Source organism: Streptomyces sp. DF42 (assembly GCF_058267695.1).
This window is the reverse complement of sequence record NZ_CM177859.1, coordinates 4,344,229-4,363,431: the sequence shown is the minus strand read 5'-3', so window position 1 is coordinate 4,363,431 and position 19,203 is coordinate 4,344,229. Positions and strand designations below refer to the sequence as shown.

Below are 19,203 nucleotides of genomic sequence, written 5' to 3'. Positions count from 1 at the left end.
AGGGGACGTGCCGGGGCGTGCCCGCCCGAGCGGCGGGCGTCCATCACCGGCCCCCAGGAAACGGCAACCGCCCGACCGAGGACGGGCACCCCCGGCGCGTCCCCGACCCCCAAACAAACCCCGATGCGCAACGCGCACCCCCAGGGACCGTCACAGGCCGCCGCAGGCACCCCTCCCGCAGGCCCGGACCGATACGCGACGCGTACCCCCCCACACACACCCACAAGCGGCCGCAGGCGTCCCACCCGACACTCCACGCATCCAGGCCTCGAACGGTTGAGCGACACCCGGTAATGCCTCGGCAAAATTCACCCCGCCCGGAATGGGAACCTGCCTCTCCGATGTTGCACCCCCGTGGAGGGCGCCCCACACCCTCCCCCAGGCATGCCCGCACAAGGAGGAACGCCACGTGAGCCAGTACGTCAGCAGGCTCGGGCGTCGCTCCCAACCGGCGCCCCCGCGACTGCGACTCCACCGCCGCCCCCGGCGCGTCGCGATGCTCTCCGTGCACACCTCGCCGCTGCACCAGCCCGGCACGGGCGACGCGGGCGGCATGAACGTCTACATCGTGGAACTCGCCCAACGCCTCGCCGCGATCAACATCGAGGTGGAGATCTTCACCCGCGCCACCACGGCGTCCCTCCCCCCGACCGTCGAACTCGCCCCCGGCGTCCTGGTCCGCCACGTGGACGCGGGCCCCTACGAGGGCCTCGCCAAGGAGGAACTCCCGGCGCAGATGTGCGCCTTCACGCACGGCGTGATGCAGGCCTGGGCCGGCCACCGCCCCGGCTACTACGACCTCGTCCACTCGCACTACTGGCTCTCCGGCCACGTCGGCTGGCTGGCAGCCCAGCGCTGGGGCGCCCCCCTGGTGCACGCCATGCACACCATGGCCAAGGTCAAGAACGCCAACCTGGCCGTCGGCGACACCCCCGAGCCCGCCGCCCGGGTCATCGGTGAGACCCAGATCGTCGCCGCGGCCGACCGCCTCATCGCGAACACCGCGGAGGAGGCCGACGAACTCGTACGGCACTACTCCGCCGACCCCGGCAAGGTCGCCGTCGTCCACCCCGGCGTCAACCTCGACCGCTTCCGCCCCGCGGACGGCCGCGCGGCAGCCCGCGCCCGCCTGGACCTCCCGCAGGACGCGCTCGTCCCGCTCTTCGCGGGCCGCATCCAGCCCCTGAAGGCCCCGGACATCCTCCTGCGCGCGATCGCCGTCCTCCTCGACGAGCGCCCCGACCTGCGCTCCCGCATCGTCGTCCCGGTCGTCGGCGGCCCCAGCGGCAGCGGCCTCGCCAAGCCCGAGGGCCTGCAGAAGCTCGCCGCCCGCCTGGGCATCGCGGACGTGGTCCGTTTCCGCCCGCCCGTCGGCCAGGACCAGCTCGCGGACTGGTTCCGTGCCGCCTCGGTGCTCGTCATGCCGTCCTACAGCGAGTCGTTCGGCCTGGTCGCCATCGAGGCACAGGCAGCCGGTACACCCGTGCTCGCGGCGGCGGTGGGCGGACTCCCGGTGGCGGTGCGCGACGGACACACCGGCTTCCTCGTACGAGGCCACAATCCCGCCGACTACGCGCGCGTGCTGAGCGATTTCGCTGACGAGCCGACGCTCGCGTCCCGGATGGGAGAGGCCGCCGCGCGGCACGCGCAGTCCTTCGGCTGGGACACCGCGGCCGCCGCGACGGCGGACGTCTATACGGCCGCGATGCAGTCGTACCGGCGTCGCGTACGCTCCCACCATGGCTGATGCAGAAAAGGCGGCCCAGGTCATCGAGAGCGTCCTGAAGGACGCCGAGCTCGAATGGGAGAGCCCCGCTCCCGGCAACTACGTCGTGCAGCTCCCCGGCACCCGCAAGCTGAAGACGACCCTCTCCCTCCTCGTCGGCCGCCACTCCCTCTCGCTCAACGCCTTCGTCATCCGCCACCCCGACGAGAACGAGCCCGGGGTCCACCGCTGGCTCCTGGAGCGCAACCTCAAGCTGTACGGCGTGAGTTACGCCGTCGACCGGCTCGGCGACGTCTATCTCACCGGACGGCTTCCGCTGTCCGTGGTCACCCCCGACGAGGTCGACCGCCTCCTCGGCCAGGTCCTGGAGGCGGCGGACGGCAGCTTCAACACCCTCCTGGAACTCGGTTTCGCGTCCGCGATCCGCAAGGAGTACGGGTGGCGGGTGGCACGCGGCGAGTCGACGCGAAACCTGGACGCGTTCACGCATCTGACTCAACGCCCGGCTGACTGACCCGACGCCTGCACGATCCCTTCCGTGCCCAAGGGATCCGTCGCATGCTCACGCCCGACGCAGATCCGAACGTCGTTCACTCCATGAAGGGCCGCATGGAAGGACGTACGGACAGGGGCAACGCGCACCACGGCATGGCCGGACCCAGTCCCCTGACCGGTGCACAGCCGTGACGGCCGCCGCCGCAACCAGGACAGCACCCGCCCTCGCCGCTCCCTCACCCGACGGCCAAGTCCCCACCCTCTGGCGGGAGTTCACGCGCACCCACTTCGGTGCTCAGCCGCGCACCGTCTTTGAATACCGTCCGGGCGTGACGCCCACCAACTTCCGGAAATGGCGCGTCAGATGGGACTGGTCGAAGAACCCCGTCGTCGTCGCCACCTCTCCCGGCGGCCGTCCGTCGAGGAGGAGCCGGCGGGCACGGTCGACGCGGCGGGAGTTCAGGTACTGGTGCGGCGCGATGCCGTACGCGGTGCTGAACGCCCGTACCAGATGGGCGGGATGGGCGTGCACGAGCCCGGCGGCCCGCTCCAGGCTGAGCCCGTCGACGACGTGCTCGTCGAGAAGTTCGCGCAGACGGCGGGCCAGGGCGGGGTCCGGCCTGGGGGGAGTGGCGACCGCCGGGCGCAGATGGTCGCGCAGCCGCTCCCCGATGAAGGTCAGCCTGCTCTCGGCCTCCAACTCGTCCCCGGCGTGCGTGAGAGCGGTGTGCAACTGCCCGACGCGCAGCCGCAGCACAGGATCACGGAGATCAGGCTGATCGACGGCGGCCCCGATCAGCTCGTCGGAGATGTGGGTGCCGTCGAGATAGAGGACGCGCTTGCGGAAGCCGTGCGGGGTGGCGGGGGAGCCGTTGTGCGGAACGTGCGGCGGGAGCAGGGACACCGTGTCGTGCGGGGTGCCGTGCTCATGCCGGTCGAGGTCGTACCGCACGGCCCCGTCGTCCACGATGAGCAGCGTCCACGCCTCATGGACGTGCATCGGGTAGGCGTACTCGGTGAAGTGCGCGTGGAAGACCTCGACGACACCGGGGATACGCGGGCGCCAGGCGGACACTTCCGGCTGCGGGGCCATGCAAAAAACGTACAAGACGAGGTCGTACGAGGGTCGGCAGTCTCAGTGCATGAGCACTGAACCGATGCGCTTCGACACCAAGATCGCCGTCCTGCTGCGGGAGGACCTGGAGCCCTGGCAGCGCCTGAACGTGACAGCGTTCCTGGTCAGCGGCCTGGGTTCGACGGTCCCCGAGGTGATCGGCGCCCCGTACGAGGACGCGGACGGCGTCCCCTACCTGCCGATGTTCCGCCAGCCGGTACTGGTCTTCGAGGGCACGAAGGAGATCCTCACGGCGGCACACACCAAGGCCCTGTCCCGGTCCCTGCCCCGCTCGGTCTTCACCTCCGACCTGTTCACCACGGGCAACGACGACGACAACCGGGCGGCGGTACGGGCCGTGGGGACGCGCGAGCTGGACCTGGTGGGGCTGGCGGTGTACGGCCCGAGGAACGCGGTGGACAAGGTGATCAAGGGGGCGCGGATGCATCCCTGACGGGGCCTTGGTCCGTACGGGCCGAGGACGGTCATCAGTCCTTGTAGACCGGCAGCCCGTCGGTCGGGATCGTCCAGTCGCCGACGGTGACGTCCTCGCCGTAGACGAAGTCCTTGCGCGTGGCATAGCGGGGCCCGTCGGGGGTGGCGTGGATGTCCGTGAGGACGGTGCCCGTGCCGGTACGGGGGTCGAAGATCGCGTAGACGGGGATGCCCATCAGCGGGTAGTCACGCAACTTGGTGACCCAGTCGTTGTCCGGGTTGGAACGGGAGATGACTTCTACGGCGGCGACGAGCGACCGGGGGTCGAAGGAGCCCTCTCCCTCCATCTCCGCCTCGGCGATCACCATCACATCGGGGCGGCGCATGATGCCCTCTGGTTCGTCCTCCACATCGGGCTCACCTGTGTGCGCCACGATCTCGTCCGGCATCACCTTTTCCAGGCGCTTCCGGACGCGCAGCACGGTGAGTTCGTGCGGCTTCATGGGCGACAGCATGTCGAGGACGATCCCTTCCTTGGTGATCTCGAACTTGCCGGGGAGGTTGTCGTCCGCGGACTGCACGAAGTCCCGCATCGTCCGGTACAGGTGGGAGACGCCCTGCCGCGCGTTCTCCGGGGCGATGGTCATGGCGCTCGCTCCTCGTCGTCTGTGCCCAGGGGCAAGGATCGTCACGTTCATGCTAGGCGGCCTCCAGGAGATCGTGTCGGCAGTCGCGACAGCGGCCGGGTTCGGGGGAGCGGAATGCGCGTTCGCAGCCGCCGCAGGTCTGGAGCGGGTGCGGGACGGCTGGTGGCGATGCGGGCGGGCGGAAGGGCGGCGGAGGCGGAAGCTGGGCTGCGAGGCGGTGGGCCAGGAAGGCGGCCGGGCGGCGTAGTGGCTCGGGTGGCAGGTCCGCGGTCAGCGCGTGGCGTAAGGCTGTGGGGTTGACGTCGCGTTCCAGCCAGGCGGCGACACCCGGGGCGAGGTGGGCCGTGTCGCCGGTGGAGAGGAGCAGGCGGGGGTCGTGGCGGCGGAGGTCGGCGAGGACGTCGATGGCCTGCCGGAGGAGAGCGGGGGCGGGGCAGGCCGGCTGCGGGACGGCGGGGAGGACCTTCTCGCGCGGCGGTGTCTGCTTCCTCGGCGAGGCCGGGCGGGGCTGCCGTACGGGGTCGTGGCCGGCGGGGCCACGACCGGGCTGGTTGCAGGAGATCGTGCGGGTGACGATGCGGCCGCCGGGGACGCGCTCACGAACGCGGCGCAGATAGCCGTTGGCCTCCAGCTCGCGCAGGGCGGCGGCGATACGGGTGGTGCCCTCGGGGAAGCGGGCGGCCAGGGTCTTGATGTCGACGCGAGCGCCCTTCGGCAGCGACTGGATGTGGCAGGCCAGGCCGATGGCGAGGAGCGAGAGTTCCGCGTGCTGGGTGAGGTGGTTGCCGATCACCGTGAAGCGGGTGGTGTGGCGGGCGTTGTCGTGGGTGAGGCCGCCGCCGGACGGGGAGTCCCGGTGGGGGTGGTTTTTGCCCGGGATACGGGACTGGGCGCGCGCGGGCGCGCTAGTGTTTTCGGTGTCCATCGGGAAGCTCTCTTCTTCCTCGGTGGTCAGGCCCTCGCATTGGGATGCCAGTCCCGGCGGGGGCCGTCGCATGTCTGCTGTCTGCTGTCTGCGGTTGTGCTGTGTCGCGCTGAGCGTAGGGCAGGCAACCAGCCCGAAATCCAGCTGAGTTGGCGATGTTCACTCGCGAGGGTGAGTGCGCGCTGCGGGCGGGAGGGGTGGGGCTTGGTTGGGGTTCTTTCACCGTGGAGTTCCTTGGAAAAGGCCGCCCGTCGCACCGCAGCACGGGCGGCCGGGTTCCGGTGCCCGTGCTGGTTTCGACAGGGCGACTTCGGCCCAGACGGTCTTGCGCGGATACGGCCCCGGTGCGGCGCCCCAACGGTCGGCCAGCGCGTCGACGAGCACGAGCCCCCGGCCGGACTCGGCATCGGTGGAGGGGAGTTGGGCGCACGGCAGCCGGTCACCGCGCGTGTCGGTGACCTCGATACGAAGGGTGCCGCCGACGACGTAGAGAGTGAGCCGGAAGTCGCGCCCGGGCACGCGGCCGTGGGTTGCCGCGTTTGCCGCCAGCTCGGCCACGATGTGCACCGCCGGGTCCAACGGGAGCCCCCAGGAGCGGAGTTGCTCCGTGGCGAGGAGGCGGGCGAGGCGGGCTCCGCGGGGCGTCGGGGAGAGGAGGACGCTGAAGTTGCGGATGGGGGTGCCGAGTTGGGCCGTGGGGGCGGCGGTTTCTTGATTCACATCACTCAGCGTGGCGGCGCCTGCCTACTGTGAACAGTGACGACGCGGTTGCGTAGAGCGACTGTCCAAGGCTTGTCCAGGCGTGTCCAAGCTGTCGGGACGGTGCACACGGGTAAGGGCGTCGCGGCACGGTCGTACGACGGAGGGGTGCGGGATGTCGGTGGGCGGCGAGGCGGTACGGCTCAGGACCGAGGCGGACGAGCCGGGTTGGGAGGTGGACCTGGACGACGAGTGGGGCGTGGCCGTCATCGCCACCGTGGGGCGGCAGTTGAGGCTGCGGCGGGAGGCGGTGGGGATGCGGGTACCCGAGTTCGGGAAGGCGGTCGGGTACGGCGATGACCTGGTGTACAAGATCGAGGCGGGGAAGCGGATTCCGCGCCAGCAGTATTTGGACACGGCGGACGAGGTGTTGGGGGCGGGCGGGCTCGTTTCCGCCACGTGGGAGGACGTGAAGAAGGTCCGGTACCCGAAGAAGGTTCGGGTGCTGGGGGAGATGGAGGCCAAGGCAGTCGAGATCGGCTTGTACGAGTGCAACATCATCCCTGGGTTGTTGCAGACGCCGGAGCACGCGCGGGCCTTGATCGGGGCAGCGCAGCCGCCGTACTCGCCGGACGATGTGGAGCGGATGGTGGCCGCTCGTCTGGCCCGGCAGTCTGTCTTCGAACGTGACCCAGCTCCATCCATCCACTTCGTCCAGGAAGAGGCACCGTTGCGCCGACAGGTTGGGGGCACAATGGTGTGGCGGCAGCAGCTCGAACGTCTGCTGGAGGTAGGGCGGTTGCACAACGTCACGCTTCAGGTCATGCCAACGAACAGCGATGCCCACCCGGGACTGGACGGCAGGATCGAGTTGCTGAAGTTCCCGGATGGTACGGCGGTGGCGCGTTCCGACGGTGCTTTCAACGGGAGGCCGATCACTGATCCGAAGCAGCTTCGCATCCTTGAGCTGCGATATGGCACCATCCGGGCGCAGGCTCTCCCTCCGCGGGAGTCGCTGGCCTTCATCGAGAATCTGCTGGGAGAAACATGATCCGCAAGGCCTTCGCCGGGGACACCTCCGAACTGACCTGGTTCAAGAGCAGTTACAGCGGCGGCACCGATGGCGAGTCCTGCGTGGAAGTGGCGCTGGCATGGTCTAAGAGCAGCTACAGCAGCGGCACCGATGGCAACTCCTGCGTCGAGGTGGCCACCACCCCCGGCACAATCCACGTCCGCGACTCCAAGCACACCGCAGGCGCAGGCCCCCAGCTCGCCCTGGCCCCCCAGACCTGGGCCGACTTCGTGACGTACGCCTCCGAAGCCTGACCCAGCCCTCGCGGCAGGTACTGCACCCTCACCCCGCCGCGACCTCCGCCCCGGCGGCGGCCGGAACCGTAGCCATCGGCTCCGCCGCCGGAAGTCGCCGCATAAGGGCGCCGTACCCAACGGCGGCAACCGTGCCGACGACCGCGCACAACCCCCACAGCCACTCCGCGCCGAACCGGTCGATGACAAGGCCGGACATCAGCGGAGCGACAAGCGCGGCGAGGGACCAGGACAGGGTGTACACACCCTGGTAGCGCCCGCGCCCGTGCATGGGCGACAGCTGGACCACCAGCCCCGTTTGCGTGGGCGCGTTGACCATCTCGCCCAGTGTCCACACGCAGACGGTGAGTGCGAAGAGGCCGACCGATCCGGCGAAGGCGGTGAGCCCGAAGCCGTACCCGGCGAGCAGGGACGAGACGACGAGCAGGCGCCGGGGATCCCGGGTCTCGATGAACCGCGTGACGGGGATCTGCAGCGCCACGATGAGGACGCCGTTGACGGCGATGGCCATGCCGTAGTCGGCGGGAGTGAACCCGGCCTCGCCCATGGCGACCGGCAGCCCGACCGAGCCCTGCTGGAAGACGAGGGCGACGAGGAAGGACAGGCCGACGACGGCCATGTAGCGCTTGTCGCGTACGACGGTGCCGAGCCCGACCTCGTCCTTGGCTCCCTTCAGGCCGGGGACGGCGGGCCGGGACTCGGGGAGCTTCAGGAACACGACGACCGCACACGCCGCCGTCATACCGGCCTCGATGAGAAACCCGGCGAGATAGCTGAACTCGGCGATGAATCCGGCGGCCATGGAGGAGACGGCGAAGCCGAGGTTGATGGCCCAGTAGTTCAGGGAGAACGCCCGCACCCGGTCCTCGGGCCGCACGATGTCGGCCATCATCGCCTGCACGGCGGGCCGGGAGGCGTTGGACGCCATGCCCACGAGGAACGCGACCGCGGCGATGGCGACGGGGTCGCGCATGAAGCCGAGGAGGGCGACGGAGGCGGCGGTGGACGACTGGGCGATCAGGAGCGTGGGCCGCCTGCCGAGCCGGTCGGTCATCACACCGGCACCCAGCGAGGAGACGACCGAGCCGAGCCCGAGCAGGGAGGCGACGAGACCGGCGTAGGAGGCGGAGTACCCGCGGTCGATGGTCAGGTACAGAGCCATGAAGGTGGCGACGAAAGCCCCGAGCCGGTTGACGAGGGTGCTGGTCCACAGCCACCAGAACGCGCGGGGGAGCCCCGAGACGGTTTCCCGAGTGGCACGTCTCAGGCTGGCGAGTGACATCGGGATCCCCCACGAAGATGAAGCACACGTAAGCGGCACACGTACGCGGCACACGTATGCGGCTCATGTAAGCGGCGCCTTAGGCATGCACAACTTACATAGCGTCCGTCTCCCCGGGCCACTCAATTAACGGATCTCGTCAACTGTCCGGCTGATGGGCGCCCCTCCTGGGGGGTGAATGCGTGGATTACGCTCTGTCCCATGGCCGACGCACCGTACAAGCTGATCCTCCTCCGCCACGGCGAGAGCGAATGGAACGCGAAGAACCTGTTCACCGGCTGGGTGGACGTCAACCTGAACGAGAAGGGCGAGAAGGAGGCGGTCCGCGGCGGTGAGCTGCTGAAGGACGCCGGCCTGCTCCCTGACGTGGTCCACACGTCCCTCCAGAAGCGCGCGATCCGCACGGCACAGCTCTCGCTGGAGTCCGCGGACCGCCACTGGATCCCGGTCCACCGCTCCTGGCGCCTGAACGAGCGCCACTACGGCGCCCTCCAGGGCAAGGACAAGGCGCAGACCCTCGCGGAGTTCGGCGAGGAGCAGTTCATGCTGTGGCGCCGCTCGTACGACACCCCGCCGCCGGCGCTCGAGGACGGCACGGAGTTCTCCCAGTCGGACGACCCGCGCTACGCGACGATCCCCCCGGAGCTCCGCCCCCGTACGGAGTGCCTGAAGGACGTCGTCGTCCGCATGCTCCCGTACTGGTACGACGGCATCGTCCCCGACCTCCTGACGGGCCGCACGGTCCTGGTCGCGGCCCACGGCAACAGCCTCCGCGCCCTGGTCAAGCACCTGGACGGCGTCTCGGACGCCGACATCGCCGGCCTGAACATCCCGACGGGCATCCCGCTCTACTACGAGCTGGACGCCGACTTCAACCCGGTCACCCCGGGCGGCAAGTACCTCGACCCTGAGGCAGCCGCAGCGGCGATCGAGGCGGTCAAGAACCAGGGCAAGAAGAAGTAACCCGGAACGGTCAAGGCCCCTGCCTGCGGGTTCTCCGCTGGCAGGGGCCTTCGTTTGCGCTGGCCGCGCACGAGGCGGGCGGGAACGTGGAGGATGCGGTAACGCAGGGTCTTCGGGGTGGCTTTGGCCAGTTCGCCGTCCAGGGCGAGGAGCTGGAACCAGCATGCTCCTCCGTCACATCCACCAGCATGACCACTCAACGACAGCACCGATCAACCGTCACAAGATCTGCCGCTGTAGTACTCGCCGCCGTCGGCGTCGTCCTCCAGGCGGGCGAGCAGCACGCCGTCGGCCTGGACGAATGTCACGGACCAGACGTGGTTGAGCGCCTTGGGCGCCCCCCGAGACCTGCAGAATAGTCACATCACGAAGGTGGCCACGCCCTTGCCCAACGACCAGTTCTCCTTCGGCGTCTCCACCAGATTGATGAAGACATTTTCGGGAGCAATGCCAGGATCGTCCTTCAGGAGCTCGACCATCCGGGCATAGAGGGTCTGCTTCTGCTCGATCGTGCGGCCGGCACCGAGGTATATCTGGACGACGACGATCTCGTCGGTGCGGTGGATATCGAGGAACGTCGGGTGGTAAACGAGTCCGGTGGCCGAGTGATCGGTGATGATCTGGAACTTGTCGGCCTCCGGTACGTGGATGGTCTCCACCATGGCCCGGTGCACCGAGCAGCCCACAGCTCGAAGGTATTCAGCAGATCTTCCGGAACGCAGTGCAATTTTTACCAGCGGCATGGCGAGTCCTTGTCTGTCAGAAATGCTGCTCTGGGCGTGACTGGAATTTATGCCTGGTTCTTGCTGGCAGTGGAGGCCGGCCCAGATTCGCGGAGCTCCACCTCGACAAACCGGAAGTCGTACTCGTTTGTGTTGATGAGATTGTGCGCGACACCGGCAGAACGAGCGTATGAAGCTCCGGCGAGCATCTCAACTTCGCGCTCGCCTCCCGACGGCTCCTGCACTCGTACGACGCCGGTTACCAAGGGAACCACCACGTAGTCGTGGTCATGCACGTGGTAACCCGTTTCCGCGCCCGGAGCGAATCGCCACTCCGTGACGATGACCCGATCCGTTTCGATTTGGCGATTTGGCGATGCTTCCATTGCGCTCTATCTCCCGCGGCTGCAAACAAATCCGTTGTCTCGCACAAGCTATAGCTCCCCGGCTATATTGCCGCGCGTCATTGCGGCCAACTTGCATGGTGGGACTGCCGGTTTGGATAATTGTGGTTGGCCTCGATCCTTAAGCATGGCCGGCTGGTTGACCTTGTCGGTGGTTCGCGGCTGACTGTCGTCGGCTGAGGCTCAGACGGGGCGCAGCGAGGGTGTCGGCCGTCAGTCGAGTGCGGCAGGGCTGGGCCGCCCTGGGCCGTCCCTGGGCCGTCCGAGGTCGCTCGACAGTGGCCAATGACGACCAACGACGACCACCAGGCGCACGAGCCCACCGCCCCTGACCAGCAAAGACCCAGCTCATCAAGATCCCCGGCAAGACCCAGGGCAAGAAGAGGTAGCCTTCGTGATCATGCCTCCGACCTGCGCTTACGGCGCAGGGCGGGGGCGTTTTCATGACAGGAGCGGCGCAGGAAACCGGCGTGGGCGGCAGGAACGGCGCGGCCAAGTCGGGAACGCCTAGTCGTCAACACGGCCACAACCCTCGGCGCACCTCGGGTGTCCAGTACATGACCGGGTGGCCAACATTCCGGTCGCTGTACTTCCTGTTCCGACGAGGAGATCCACCGTGCGCCAGCACATGAGCTCGCACCTCCGCCCCTCGGCCGCCGTCGTGGCCGCTGCCGCGATCGCCGCCGCCGTGCCGGCCGTCGTGGCTCCCGCGGCGTATGCCGAGGAGGCCGGGGCCGACCTGGTGATCTCGGAGCTGCCGAGTTCCTCGCCGAAGCCCGGTGGGGTGTACGACAAGAACGTCGTCATCACCAACAAGGGCACTGCGGCAGCCGACGGCGTCAGCTTCCGGATCCGGCTGACAAGGGGTCTCGACTTTCCCGAACCCGTCGAGGGCTGCGCCTACTCGACCATCGAGAACCAGGTCAGGCAGGCCCTGTGCCGGCTCGACAAGGTCGTCGAACCCGGCACTTCCATCGAGACTCCCGTACGGTTCAAGGCCTTGCCGCAGGCGCTGATGGAAGCCGTCGAGTACGGCACCGGAAAGACCGGCGAGACCCCGGGCGAGGGGTTCGGCGACAGCTACAAGCGTCTGACCCTGACCGCCGACAGCACGGCCGACCTCGTCGCCGTCGGTGACGACACCGAGGCCCTCGCCGGCGGCGGTCAGTCGATCAACGTGAGTCTGCGCAACGACGGCCCCGGCTGGATCCAGAACCAGGAGAGCGACGACCTGACGGCGCTCATGGTGAACATCCCGGCAGGCACCGTCGCCACCGAAGTGCCCAAGGAGTGCCTGCCGTTCGGGATCGACGGGCCCGCCGGATCCGCGGGGGAGCCGGGCAGGTCCCGGTATGTCTGCCGGCCCGCCGACGCCACCTTCGATGTCGGTGAGACGGCCACCTTCACCTTCATGCTGAAGATCAAGAAGGGCACCAAGACCACCACCAGCGAGGTGAAGGCGACCTCGGTCTACGACATCCACCCTGCCTTCGACAAGAACCCCGCCAACGACAAGGCGCAGATCCACATCGCCATCCCCACCGACAACGAAGACGGCCCCAGCACCTCGGGCGGCTCCGGCACCGGCGGCTCCGGGGACGGCGGCTCCGGCACGGGCGGCAACGACCCGCAGGGGCAGGCCGCCGGCGGTACCGGCACCTCGGGCTCCTCGACCAGCGGTGCGTCGACGAGCGGCTCCACAAACGGGTCCGCCGACAGCTCCGCGACCGGCAACCTGGCGAGCACCGGCTCTGAGAGCACCCCGCTGATCGCCGGCGTCGCAGCCGCCGCTGCGACGCTCGGTGGCTTTCTGGTCCTCGCCGTACGGCGTCGCCGCGTGGGTGCGAAGACCTCCTGACCGCCCCTTCCCGTCCCGTCCGTCCCTGGCGGATCGCGTCCCGGTCATCCCCCAGTCGATGCCCGGGACGCGCCTTTCACGGCACGCCGGCCGCCGCCGCCCGCCTCGTCCTGGAGACACCGCGGCCGTGATCATGCCTCCCACCTCATGAGACGAACTGCTGGCCGCCGTCGATGTCGTATGTCGCGCCGGTCAACGCCGTGTTGACCATGAGGTGGACGGCCAGCGCCGCGACGTCCGCGGGTCCGACGACGCGGCCGATCGGCAGCGTCGCGCGCAGCTCGGCGCGGCGCTCCTCGATCCGGTCGCCCAGCAGCGAGGCCGAGAGCGGAGTGTCGACGAAGCCGGCCGCGATGAGGTTGACGCGTACCGGTGCGAGTTCGAGTGCGAGGGCCGCGGTGAACGGAGGCAGCGCATGGGTGGCGGCGGAGGCAACGCCGAGACCTCGGCCGACGCGCCGTGCTCCGGTGCCGCCCATGAACACCAGGCTGCCTCCGGGCCTCACCCGGCCGACGGCGTTGCGGGCGACCTCCAGCTCCAGCACCGCGTGATCGCTGATCGCGTCCCGTACCTGTGCGGCGCTCATGTCGAGCAGCGGCCCGTAGCTCGGGCCGCCGGCCGTCACCATCACGTGGTCGATCGGGGCCGGCAGATCCTGGAAGAACCCCGCCAAGGCCGCGGGGTCGGTTGCGTCGAACGCGGCGGTGCGCTCCGTGCCCAGCTCTTTGGCCGCGTGCTCAAGCCGGCCGGGATGGCGGCCGACAAGGACGAGTCCAGCACCCTCGGTCCGGGCACGCCTGGCGGTCTCCAGCCCGATGCCGGCGCTACCGCCGATGACAACGACGGTCTGGCCGAGCAGTTCGGGCTTGCGCGCTGGAATTGTCACTGCAGACTCCTCCGCTACATCCCGCCATCGGGTGGTACATCCCGCCGTAGGGTGGCCGGGTGGGCGCCGTCGGCCTGTCCCTGTCAGCGGCCGGGCAGGCGGGTCTTGATCTCCTGAAGCAACCAGCCGTTGCCGTCCGGGTCACTGAACGACACGAAGGAACCGTAATCCGCGTGCTCGGGAGCCGGTCCGTCCACGCCTCCCCGGGTCCCGGCGTGGCAGAAAAGACGCCCGTGATGTCGTGGAACACCTCGGCCGACAACGCGCCCCACACCATGAGAACCGCCCCCACCGGCGCCCGCAAGCCAGCTCGGGCGGACGGCCGCCGACGAGGAGACTTCAACTCCCTGAGCGCCCTGGGCGGCGCCCCGTGCGGGGCGGGCTTCTCGCGACGAAGGGCTCCGGTGTGTTCACCGGAGCCCTTCACGCTTCACCGCACTACCGGGTCGTACGAGATCGCCGTACGGCACCGGCGTCCTACGGCAGTCAACCGCACTGGCAGGGGTTACCCGACTGGCACCCGCAGCCGCAGCCCGAGCCGCAGCCGCACGCGCCGAAGAGCGGGAGGCTCTTGATGTCGGCGGGTTGGTCCGTCTCGCGCTCCTGCGTCGGGTCGGGCGTGGTGGGGGCTTCGGCCATGGGTCCTCCTGGAGGCCTAGAGGCAGGCTGGTGCCTGTGCCCATTGCATGCCCGTTTCCCTGGGCGCATCAACGGCGCACAGTGGCGCCCGCACGCCCTGCCCGTCGGGCCCGCGCCCCCGCCGCCCGCCGGGCTACGCTCCTTCGCCCCCCGCCACCGGCTGGATCTCCGGCTGAATGTCGGGCTGCAGCTCGTCCGCGTGCTCACCGGTCACCAGGAACACCACGCGCTTGGCGACCGCCACCGCGTGGTCGGCGTACCGCTCGTAGTAGCGGCCGAGGAGGGTGACGTCCACCGCCGTCTCGATGCCGTGCTGCCAGCGGTCGTCCAGCAGGTGCTGGAAGAGGGTGCGGTGCAGCAGGTCCATCTCGTCGTCGTCCTGCTCCAGCTGCATCGCCAGGTCGACGTCCTTGGTGATGATGACCTCGGCCGCCTTCGCCATCAGGCGCTGCGCGAGCTGGCCCATCTCCAGGATCGTCGCGTGCAGGTCGTGCGGGATCGCCTTCTCCGGGAAGCGGAGGCGGGCGAGCTTCGCGACGTGCTGCGCCAGGTCACCCGAACGCTCCAGGTCGGCCGACATACGGAGCGAGGTGACGACTATACGGAGATCCGTGGCCACCGGCTGCTGGCGGGCCAGCAGGGCGATCGCCCGGGCCTCCAGGTCGTGCTGGAGGTCGTCGACCTTCTGGTCGCCCTCGATGACGGTCTCGGCCAGCTTGAGGTCGGAGTCGAGGATGGCGGTCGTGGCGCGCCCGATCGCCGACCCGACCAGCCGGGCCATCTCGACCAGACTGTCGCCGATCGAGTCCAGTTCCTCGTGGTACGCGTCCCGCATCAGGGGTCCCTCTCTTACGTGTTCTTCGGGGCTGCCGGGCAGGGGCCCGCGCGTCCGTCGGCCGACACCGGCCGTCCAAAACCGACGCTCCGCACCCCACGCTCCCACGATCCGGCCGGAACGCGTCGGTTTCCGTCACCCCAAATGAACCATCACTGGCTCCTAGGTGAACTCTGGGCGACGAGTGTTCGAGGTCGCACCTCGACGGCTGTGGGGATGTCGTATCGCATGCCTAACCTGGATGCATGAACGTGAACGCGGCGGTCGCCGCAGCAGCAGCGATCGCCGGGGCGCTCACCGGTGTCATCGCCGTGCTGGCGTTCCGCTGGAGCGAGCGGGAGCAGAAGCGCCCCACCCGCACCTCTCTCCACACCGACCCGGTGCTTCCGCCGGGCGTGGACACCGTCCTCTCCGTGCTCCGTTCCTCGGCCGTCGTCCTCGACGAGGCCGACGCGGTGGTCAAGGCCAGCTCGGCGGCGTACGCCCTCGGCCTGGTCCGCGGCGGCCGGCTCTCCGTGGAGCCGATGCTGAAGATGGCCAGGGACACACGGCGGGACGGGGAGATACGACAGGTCGAGCTGGATCTGCCGCGGCGGGGGACAGGGCGGGGCGACGCACTCGCCGTCTCCGCGCGCGTCGCCCCGCTCGGTTCCCGGCTGGTGCTCCTGCTGGTGGAGGACCTCACCGAGGCCCGCCGCATCGAAGCGGTACGGCGCGACTTCGTCGCGAACGTGAGCCACGAGCTGAAGACACCCGTCGGCGCGCTCTCCCTCCTGTCCGAGGCCGTCATGGACGCCTCGGACGACCCGGAGGCGGTCGAGCGCTTCGCCGGCCGTATGCAGATCGAGGCCACGCGGCTCACCAACCTGGTGCAGGAACTGATCGACCTCTCCCGGGTCCAGAACGACGATCCTCTCGAGGACGCCGAACCGGTCCGCGTGGACGAACTGGTCGCCGAGGCCATCGACCGCTGCCGGCACCAGGCCGGCACCAAACAGATCACCATGGCCGCAGGCGGCACCGCCGACCTGCACGTCTGGGGGAACAGGGGCCAGTTGGCCGCCGCCCTCGGAAACCTTGTCGAGAACGCCGTGAACTACAGCCCGGCACGCACGCGCGTGGGCATAGCCGCCCGCCGCGTGACCGCGCCCGGCGGGGACCACATCGAGGTCGCCGTCACCGACCAGGGCATCGGCATCTCCGAGAAGGACAGGGAGCGCGTGTTCGAGCGCTTCTATCGGGTCGACCCCGCTCGCTCCCGTGCCACCGGCGGCACGGGCCTGGGCCTCGCGATCGTCAAACACGTGGCCGCCTCGCACGGCGGGGAGGTCACGGTGTGGAGCTCCGAGGGTCAGGGCTCCACGTTCACCCTGAGGTTGCCGGAGGCGGGGGCTGCCCGCGACCGCGCGCACGAACACCCCGACCTGGACGATCTCGACGACGAGGCCGGCCAAAGCACCCCCCAGTCATCCCCGTACGAACCGCTTCCCGCCCCGGAGGTCCTTCCGTGACCCGTGTGCTCGTCGTCGAGGACGAGGAGTCCTTCTCCGACGCCCTGTCCTACATGCTCCGCAAAGAGGGCTTCGAGGTCGCCGTGGCGACCACCGGGCCCGACGGACTCGACGAGTTCGAGCGCAACGGCGCCGACCTCGTCCTCCTCGACCTGATGCTGCCGGGCCTGCCGGGCACGGAGGTGTGCCGCCAGCTGCGCGGCCGCTCCAACGTCCCGGTGATCATGGTCACCGCCAAGGACAGCGAGATCGACAAGGTCGTCGGCCTGGAAATAGGAGCCGATGACTATGTCACCAAGCCGTTCTCCTCGCGCGAGCTGGTCGCCCGTATCCGTGCCGTCCTGCGCCGCCGCGGGGAGCCCGAGGAGGTCACCCCGGCCGCTCTGGAGGCCGGTCCGGTCCGCATGGACGTGGACCGCCATGTGGTCACCGTCTCCGGCTCCAAGGTCGACCTCCCCCTCAAGGAGTTCGACCTGCTGGAGATGCTGCTGCGCAACGCAGGCCGGGTGCTGACCCGTATGCAGCTCATCGACCGGGTCTGGGGCGCCGACTACGTCGGCGACACCAAGACCCTCGACGTCCACGTCAAGCGCCTGCGCGCCAAGATCGAGCCGGACCCGGGTGCGCCCAGGTACCTGGTCACGGTCCGAGGACTCGGCTACAAGTTCGAGCCGTAGACCGTCCACCAGGCCTTACGAGCAGCCGTAGGCCGCCTGCCGGTCGTACAGCCTCACCGGCCTCACCGGCCTCACCGGCCTTGCGGCGAAGGGCGGGACCTCCTGGAGAGGTCCCGCCCTTCGTCGCAAGGCGACTGCGTACGGCGACTGCTCAGTGGCCGGCGGCCGGCTTCGACGCCGACACGCTCGCGGAGGCCGCGTCGGTCGGGGTGGTCGAGGTGTTCGGGGTGTTCCCGGAAGCCGCGCCGCTCGGCGTCGCCGACGTGCTGTTGCTCGGCTTCGGGCTCGTGGCCGGGACACCCGTCGGGATGTCGCTCGGGCCCCACTTCTTGAAGTAGCTGTCGGACGGGACCACGAAGGCGCGCAGGCTCACCGCGCCGGTCTCGCTGAAGGTGAAGGTGATGTGCTGCGCGTTGCCGTCCTGGAGGGCCTCACGGCTGCTGGGCAGGGAGGCGGAGGCGTTGCCCTTGCCGCCGATCACGAGCGAGCCGTGGGCCGGGACGCTCAGCGGCCCGTTGCCCTTGGCGGGCTTCAGCTCGGCGGTCTTGCCCGTGCCGGGCAGCGTGATCGCGTCCAGCGTCTGGGCGCTGTCACCGTTGTTGAAGAGGGTCGCGGCGATCGCGGCGGGCCCCGTCGACTGCAGGTCGGGCTGGGTGATGATGATGACGTTCTGGACCTTGAGGTTCCCGACCTTGGTCGCCGCGTTGTCCGGCTTGACCTCCAGCGTCTGGGCGTCGCTCCCGGCACCGCACCCGGCGAGCGAGGCGATCGAGAACGCGATGGCGGAGGCGGCGAGGGCCCCGCGTCGAAGGCTGCTGCTCACGGCGGCGGCAACTCCTTGACTTGAGCGTGGCGACTCACGAAAGCCGCCCTAAGTGTCTGTCAGCGGCCTCAGGTTACCGAGCCGTCCCCGAGTCACCGCACCCGACCCTCCCTTGAGCCCCCCGCATCGCTCGGCAGGGGTAGCCGGGACACCCGTCCGCCATTCACATAAGCCCCTCCGGCATACCCCGTCCGGCGGTGCGCAAAATTTCCGTGAAGGAATACGCGAGTGCCCAGGAATTGATCACTGCGGGGAACAACGGACCACGTGGACGGGTGTCCGTGATCAATTCCGGAATCGACACGGAAGCGAGTCCCGGCATCGAACGGAGTAGCGGAAGTCGCACACTTGGAACCAGACATATGCGGATGTTCGACCCCTTGGAGGGGCCTCCGGATGTGTGTAACGTACGCGTTTCTCCTCGCCTGAAGAGCCGCTCCGACCTGCGAATACCTTCTTCCGCTCGGGCCGCGCAGCACGTTCCTGTTGCAGTTGTCAAGCCCCGAGATATGCCCTGACCTGCGAAAACGCCATTCAGAACCCGCAGTTTCCGTGTTACTCTGGATAGCCACGGAAGGGGTACCTGTCACATGACGTTCAAGGTTGGCGACACCGTGGTCTATCCCCATCACGGGGCCGCGCTGATCGAGGCTATCGAAACTCGCCAGATCAAAGGCGTGGACAAGACCTACTTGGTGCTGAAGGTCGCCCAGGGTGACCTGACGGTACGTGTGCCAGCGGACAATGCGGAGTTCGTCGGCGTACGTGATGTGGTCGGTCAGGACGGGCTGGACCGGGTCTTCGAGGTACTGCGCGCGCCGTACGCCGAGGAGCCCACGAACTGGTCGCGTCGATACAAGGCAAACCTGGAGAAGCTCGCCTCCGGTGATGTCATCAAGGTTGCGGAAGTAGTGCGTGACCTGTGGCGTCGTGAGCGTGAGCGCGGACTGTCCGCGGGTGAGAAGCGGATGCTCGCCAAGGCCCGCCAGATCCTGGTGAGCGAACTCGCCCTCGCGGAGAACACGAACGAGGACAAGGCCGAGGCCCTGCTCGACGAGGTTCTCGCGTCCTGAACCTGACGCAGGCGTAAGCCCGCTTCAGCACTCAGCACATCGAAATGCCGCGGTGCCCGATGACGTATTTTTGTCGCCGGGCGCTGCGGCATGTTCGTACTCGGGCATGTTCGTCCTCGAACGCCGTGCGTACAACTACGTGCGGGGAGGTTGGGACCACCCC

21 protein-coding genes are annotated in these 19,203 nt (G+C 69.0%); 10 read left to right on the top strand and 11 right to left on the bottom strand.

The genetic code is table 11. The annotated features are described in order from the left end of the window. The first annotated feature begins 409 nt into the window (after nt 1-409). Nucleotides 410-1,747: a D-inositol-3-phosphate glycosyltransferase gene (gene mshA, locus ACYUED_RS19795; protein WP_491293608.1), complete on the top strand. Its 1,338-nt coding sequence runs from the start codon at nt 410-412 to the stop codon at nt 1,745-1,747. Next, a complete protein-coding gene (locus ACYUED_RS19790) occupies nt 1,740-2,240 on the top strand; it encodes a type III secretion system chaperone family protein (protein ID WP_491293607.1) in 501 nt (166 codons plus the stop codon). The genes mshA and ACYUED_RS19790 overlap by 8 nt, the downstream gene beginning before the upstream one ends. Nucleotides 2,241-2,516: 276 nt before the next feature. On the opposite strand, the gene ACYUED_RS19785 is transcribed toward ACYUED_RS19790, so the two are convergent. Beyond that, nucleotides 2,517-3,314: a helix-turn-helix transcriptional regulator gene (locus ACYUED_RS19785; RefSeq protein WP_491293606.1), complete on the bottom strand. Its 798-nt coding sequence runs from the start codon at nt 3,312-3,314 to the stop codon at nt 2,517-2,519. Between the two features lie 49 nt (nt 3,315-3,363). Between ACYUED_RS19785 and ACYUED_RS19780 the strand changes: the two genes are divergently transcribed. Then, a complete protein-coding gene (locus ACYUED_RS19780) occupies nt 3,364-3,789 on the top strand; it encodes a DUF2000 family protein (protein WP_491293605.1) in 426 nt (141 codons plus the stop codon). A gap of 34 nt (nt 3,790-3,823) precedes the next feature. Here the strand turns inward: ACYUED_RS19780 and ACYUED_RS19775 are convergent, their stop codons facing one another. The 3 genes from ACYUED_RS19775 to ACYUED_RS19765 form a co-directional block, all read right to left on the bottom strand. Continuing rightward, the gene (locus ACYUED_RS19775) at nt 3,824-4,417 is read right to left on the bottom strand and encodes a Uma2 family endonuclease (RefSeq protein ID WP_491293604.1); all 594 of its coding nucleotides are present in this window, start codon (nt 4,415-4,417) and stop codon (nt 3,824-3,826) included. 52 nt (nt 4,418-4,469) lie between these two features. Then, nucleotides 4,470-5,342 (bottom strand): helix-turn-helix domain-containing protein, encoded by an 873-nt coding sequence (locus ACYUED_RS19770; protein WP_491293603.1) that lies wholly within the window; start codon nt 5,340-5,342, stop codon nt 4,470-4,472. A 219-nt stretch (nt 5,343-5,561) separates the two neighbouring features. Next, nucleotides 5,562-6,062, bottom strand: a complete 501-nt coding sequence (locus tag ACYUED_RS19765; protein WP_491293601.1) for an ATP-binding protein — start codon at nt 6,060-6,062, stop codon at nt 5,562-5,564. 154 nt (nt 6,063-6,216) lie between these two features. Between ACYUED_RS19765 and ACYUED_RS19760 the strand changes: the two genes are divergently transcribed. Both ACYUED_RS19760 and ACYUED_RS19755 read left to right on the top strand, forming a co-directional pair. Beyond that, complete coding sequence (locus ACYUED_RS19760; RefSeq protein WP_491293600.1) at nt 6,217-7,092, top strand: helix-turn-helix domain-containing protein; 876 nt, start codon at nt 6,217-6,219, stop codon at nt 7,090-7,092. Then, a complete protein-coding gene (locus ACYUED_RS19755; RefSeq protein ID WP_491293598.1) occupies nt 7,089-7,367 on the top strand; it encodes a DUF397 domain-containing protein in 279 nt (92 codons plus the stop codon). The genes ACYUED_RS19760 and ACYUED_RS19755 overlap by 4 nt, the downstream gene beginning before the upstream one ends. A gap of 28 nt (nt 7,368-7,395) precedes the next feature. Here the strand turns inward: ACYUED_RS19755 and ACYUED_RS19750 are convergent, their stop codons facing one another. Continuing rightward, nucleotides 7,396-8,649, bottom strand: coding sequence for an MDR family MFS transporter (locus ACYUED_RS19750; RefSeq protein WP_491293597.1), 1,254 nt, complete (start codon nt 8,647-8,649; stop codon nt 7,396-7,398). A 201-nt stretch (nt 8,650-8,850) separates the two neighbouring features. On the opposite strand from ACYUED_RS19750, the gene ACYUED_RS19745 reads away from it, so the two are divergent. Beyond that, nucleotides 8,851-9,612 (top strand): phosphoglyceromutase, encoded by a 762-nt coding sequence (locus tag ACYUED_RS19745; RefSeq protein WP_491293596.1) that lies wholly within the window; start codon nt 8,851-8,853, stop codon nt 9,610-9,612. A gap of 359 nt (nt 9,613-9,971) precedes the next feature. Here ACYUED_RS19745 and ACYUED_RS19740 read toward each other — a convergent pair whose 3' ends face one another. Continuing rightward, complete coding sequence (locus ACYUED_RS19740) at nt 9,972-10,355, bottom strand: tautomerase family protein (protein WP_491293595.1); 384 nt, start codon at nt 10,353-10,355, stop codon at nt 9,972-9,974. A 47-nt stretch (nt 10,356-10,402) separates the two neighbouring features. Beyond that, the gene (locus tag ACYUED_RS19735; protein ID WP_491293594.1) at nt 10,403-10,720 is read right to left on the bottom strand and encodes a cupin domain-containing protein; all 318 of its coding nucleotides are present in this window, start codon (nt 10,718-10,720) and stop codon (nt 10,403-10,405) included. Between the two features lie 646 nt (nt 10,721-11,366). Between ACYUED_RS19735 and ACYUED_RS19730 the strand changes: the two genes are divergently transcribed. Next, nucleotides 11,367-12,596, top strand: a complete 1,230-nt coding sequence (locus tag ACYUED_RS19730) for an LPXTG cell wall anchor domain-containing protein (RefSeq protein ID WP_491293593.1) — start codon at nt 11,367-11,369, stop codon at nt 12,594-12,596. 145 nt (nt 12,597-12,741) lie between these two features. Here ACYUED_RS19730 and ACYUED_RS19725 read toward each other — a convergent pair whose 3' ends face one another. The 3 genes from ACYUED_RS19725 to phoU form a co-directional block, all read right to left on the bottom strand. Next, a complete protein-coding gene (locus ACYUED_RS19725; protein WP_491293592.1) occupies nt 12,742-13,482 on the bottom strand; it encodes an SDR family oxidoreductase in 741 nt (246 codons plus the stop codon). A gap of 486 nt (nt 13,483-13,968) precedes the next feature. Then, nucleotides 13,969-14,121: a hypothetical protein gene (locus ACYUED_RS19720; RefSeq protein WP_491293591.1), complete on the bottom strand. Its 153-nt coding sequence runs from the start codon at nt 14,119-14,121 to the stop codon at nt 13,969-13,971. Nucleotides 14,122-14,254: 133 nt separating this feature from the next. Further along, nucleotides 14,255-14,956 carry a phosphate signaling complex protein PhoU gene (gene phoU, locus ACYUED_RS19715; RefSeq protein WP_491293590.1) on the bottom strand — a complete coding sequence of 234 codons (702 nt, stop codon included), beginning with the start codon at nt 14,954-14,956 and terminating at the stop codon, nt 14,255-14,257. A 245-nt stretch (nt 14,957-15,201) separates the two neighbouring features. On the opposite strand from phoU, the gene phoR reads away from it, so the two are divergent. Both phoR and phoP read left to right on the top strand, forming a co-directional pair. After that, the gene (phoR, locus tag ACYUED_RS19710; protein ID WP_491293589.1) at nt 15,202-16,467 is read left to right on the top strand and encodes a two-component system sensor histidine kinase PhoR; all 1,266 of its coding nucleotides are present in this window, start codon (nt 15,202-15,204) and stop codon (nt 16,465-16,467) included. Nucleotides 16,468-16,472: 5 nt separating this feature from the next. Beyond that, entirely contained in the window at nt 16,473-17,144 is a 672-nt protein-coding gene (gene phoP / locus ACYUED_RS19705) for a two-component system response regulator PhoP (protein ID WP_004000192.1), read from the top strand. A gap of 151 nt (nt 17,145-17,295) precedes the next feature. Here the strand turns inward: phoP and ACYUED_RS19700 are convergent, their stop codons facing one another. Continuing rightward, on the bottom strand, nt 17,296-17,967 hold the full coding sequence (locus ACYUED_RS19700) for a copper chaperone PCu(A)C domain-containing protein (RefSeq protein ID WP_491293588.1): 672 nt from the start codon (nt 17,965-17,967) through the stop codon (nt 17,296-17,298). Nucleotides 17,968-18,557: 590 nt separating this feature from the next. On the opposite strand from ACYUED_RS19700, the gene ACYUED_RS19695 reads away from it, so the two are divergent. Continuing rightward, entirely contained in the window at nt 18,558-19,040 is a 483-nt protein-coding gene (locus tag ACYUED_RS19695) for a CarD family transcriptional regulator (RefSeq protein WP_003953493.1), read from the top strand. Nucleotides 19,041-19,203 lie beyond the last annotated feature (163 nt).

Bases quoted from the DNA above. Each gene is read 5' to 3' on its own strand.
- ACYUED_RS19750 (WP_491293597.1), bottom strand. From the start codon at position 8,649: ATGTCACTCGCCAGCCTGAGACGTGCCACTCGGGAAACCGTCTCGGGG.
- phoU (WP_491293590.1), bottom strand. From the start codon at position 14,956: ATGCGGGACGCGTACCACGAGGAACTGGACTCGATCGGCGACAGTCTG.
- ACYUED_RS19735 (WP_491293594.1), bottom strand. From the start codon at position 10,720: ATGGAAGCATCGCCAAATCGCCAAATCGAAACGGATCGGGTCATCGTC.
- ACYUED_RS19785 (WP_491293606.1), bottom strand. From the start codon at position 3,314: ATGGCCCCGCAGCCGGAAGTGTCCGCCTGGCGCCCGCGTATCCCCGGT.
- ACYUED_RS19780 (WP_491293605.1), top strand. From the start codon at position 3,364: ATGAGCACTGAACCGATGCGCTTCGACACCAAGATCGCCGTCCTGCTG.
- ACYUED_RS19775 (WP_491293604.1), bottom strand. From the start codon at position 4,417: ATGACCATCGCCCCGGAGAACGCGCGGCAGGGCGTCTCCCACCTGTAC.
- ACYUED_RS19770 (WP_491293603.1), bottom strand. From the start codon at position 5,342: ATGGACACCGAAAACACTAGCGCGCCCGCGCGCGCCCAGTCCCGTATC.
- ACYUED_RS19790 (WP_491293607.1), top strand. From the start codon at position 1,740: ATGGCTGATGCAGAAAAGGCGGCCCAGGTCATCGAGAGCGTCCTGAAG.
- ACYUED_RS19745 (WP_491293596.1), top strand. From the start codon at position 8,851: ATGGCCGACGCACCGTACAAGCTGATCCTCCTCCGCCACGGCGAGAGC.
- ACYUED_RS19720 (WP_491293591.1), bottom strand. From the start codon at position 14,121: ATGGCCGAAGCCCCCACCACGCCCGACCCGACGCAGGAGCGCGAGACG.
- phoR (WP_491293589.1), top strand. From the start codon at position 15,202: ATGAACGTGAACGCGGCGGTCGCCGCAGCAGCAGCGATCGCCGGGGCG.
- ACYUED_RS19755 (WP_491293598.1), top strand. From the start codon at position 7,089: ATGATCCGCAAGGCCTTCGCCGGGGACACCTCCGAACTGACCTGGTTC.
- ACYUED_RS19740 (WP_491293595.1), bottom strand. From the start codon at position 10,355: ATGCCGCTGGTAAAAATTGCACTGCGTTCCGGAAGATCTGCTGAATAC.
- ACYUED_RS19760 (WP_491293600.1), top strand. From the start codon at position 6,217: ATGTCGGTGGGCGGCGAGGCGGTACGGCTCAGGACCGAGGCGGACGAG.
- ACYUED_RS19695 (WP_003953493.1), top strand. From the start codon at position 18,558: ATGACGTTCAAGGTTGGCGACACCGTGGTCTATCCCCATCACGGGGCC.
- ACYUED_RS19730 (WP_491293593.1), top strand. From the start codon at position 11,367: ATGAGCTCGCACCTCCGCCCCTCGGCCGCCGTCGTGGCCGCTGCCGCG.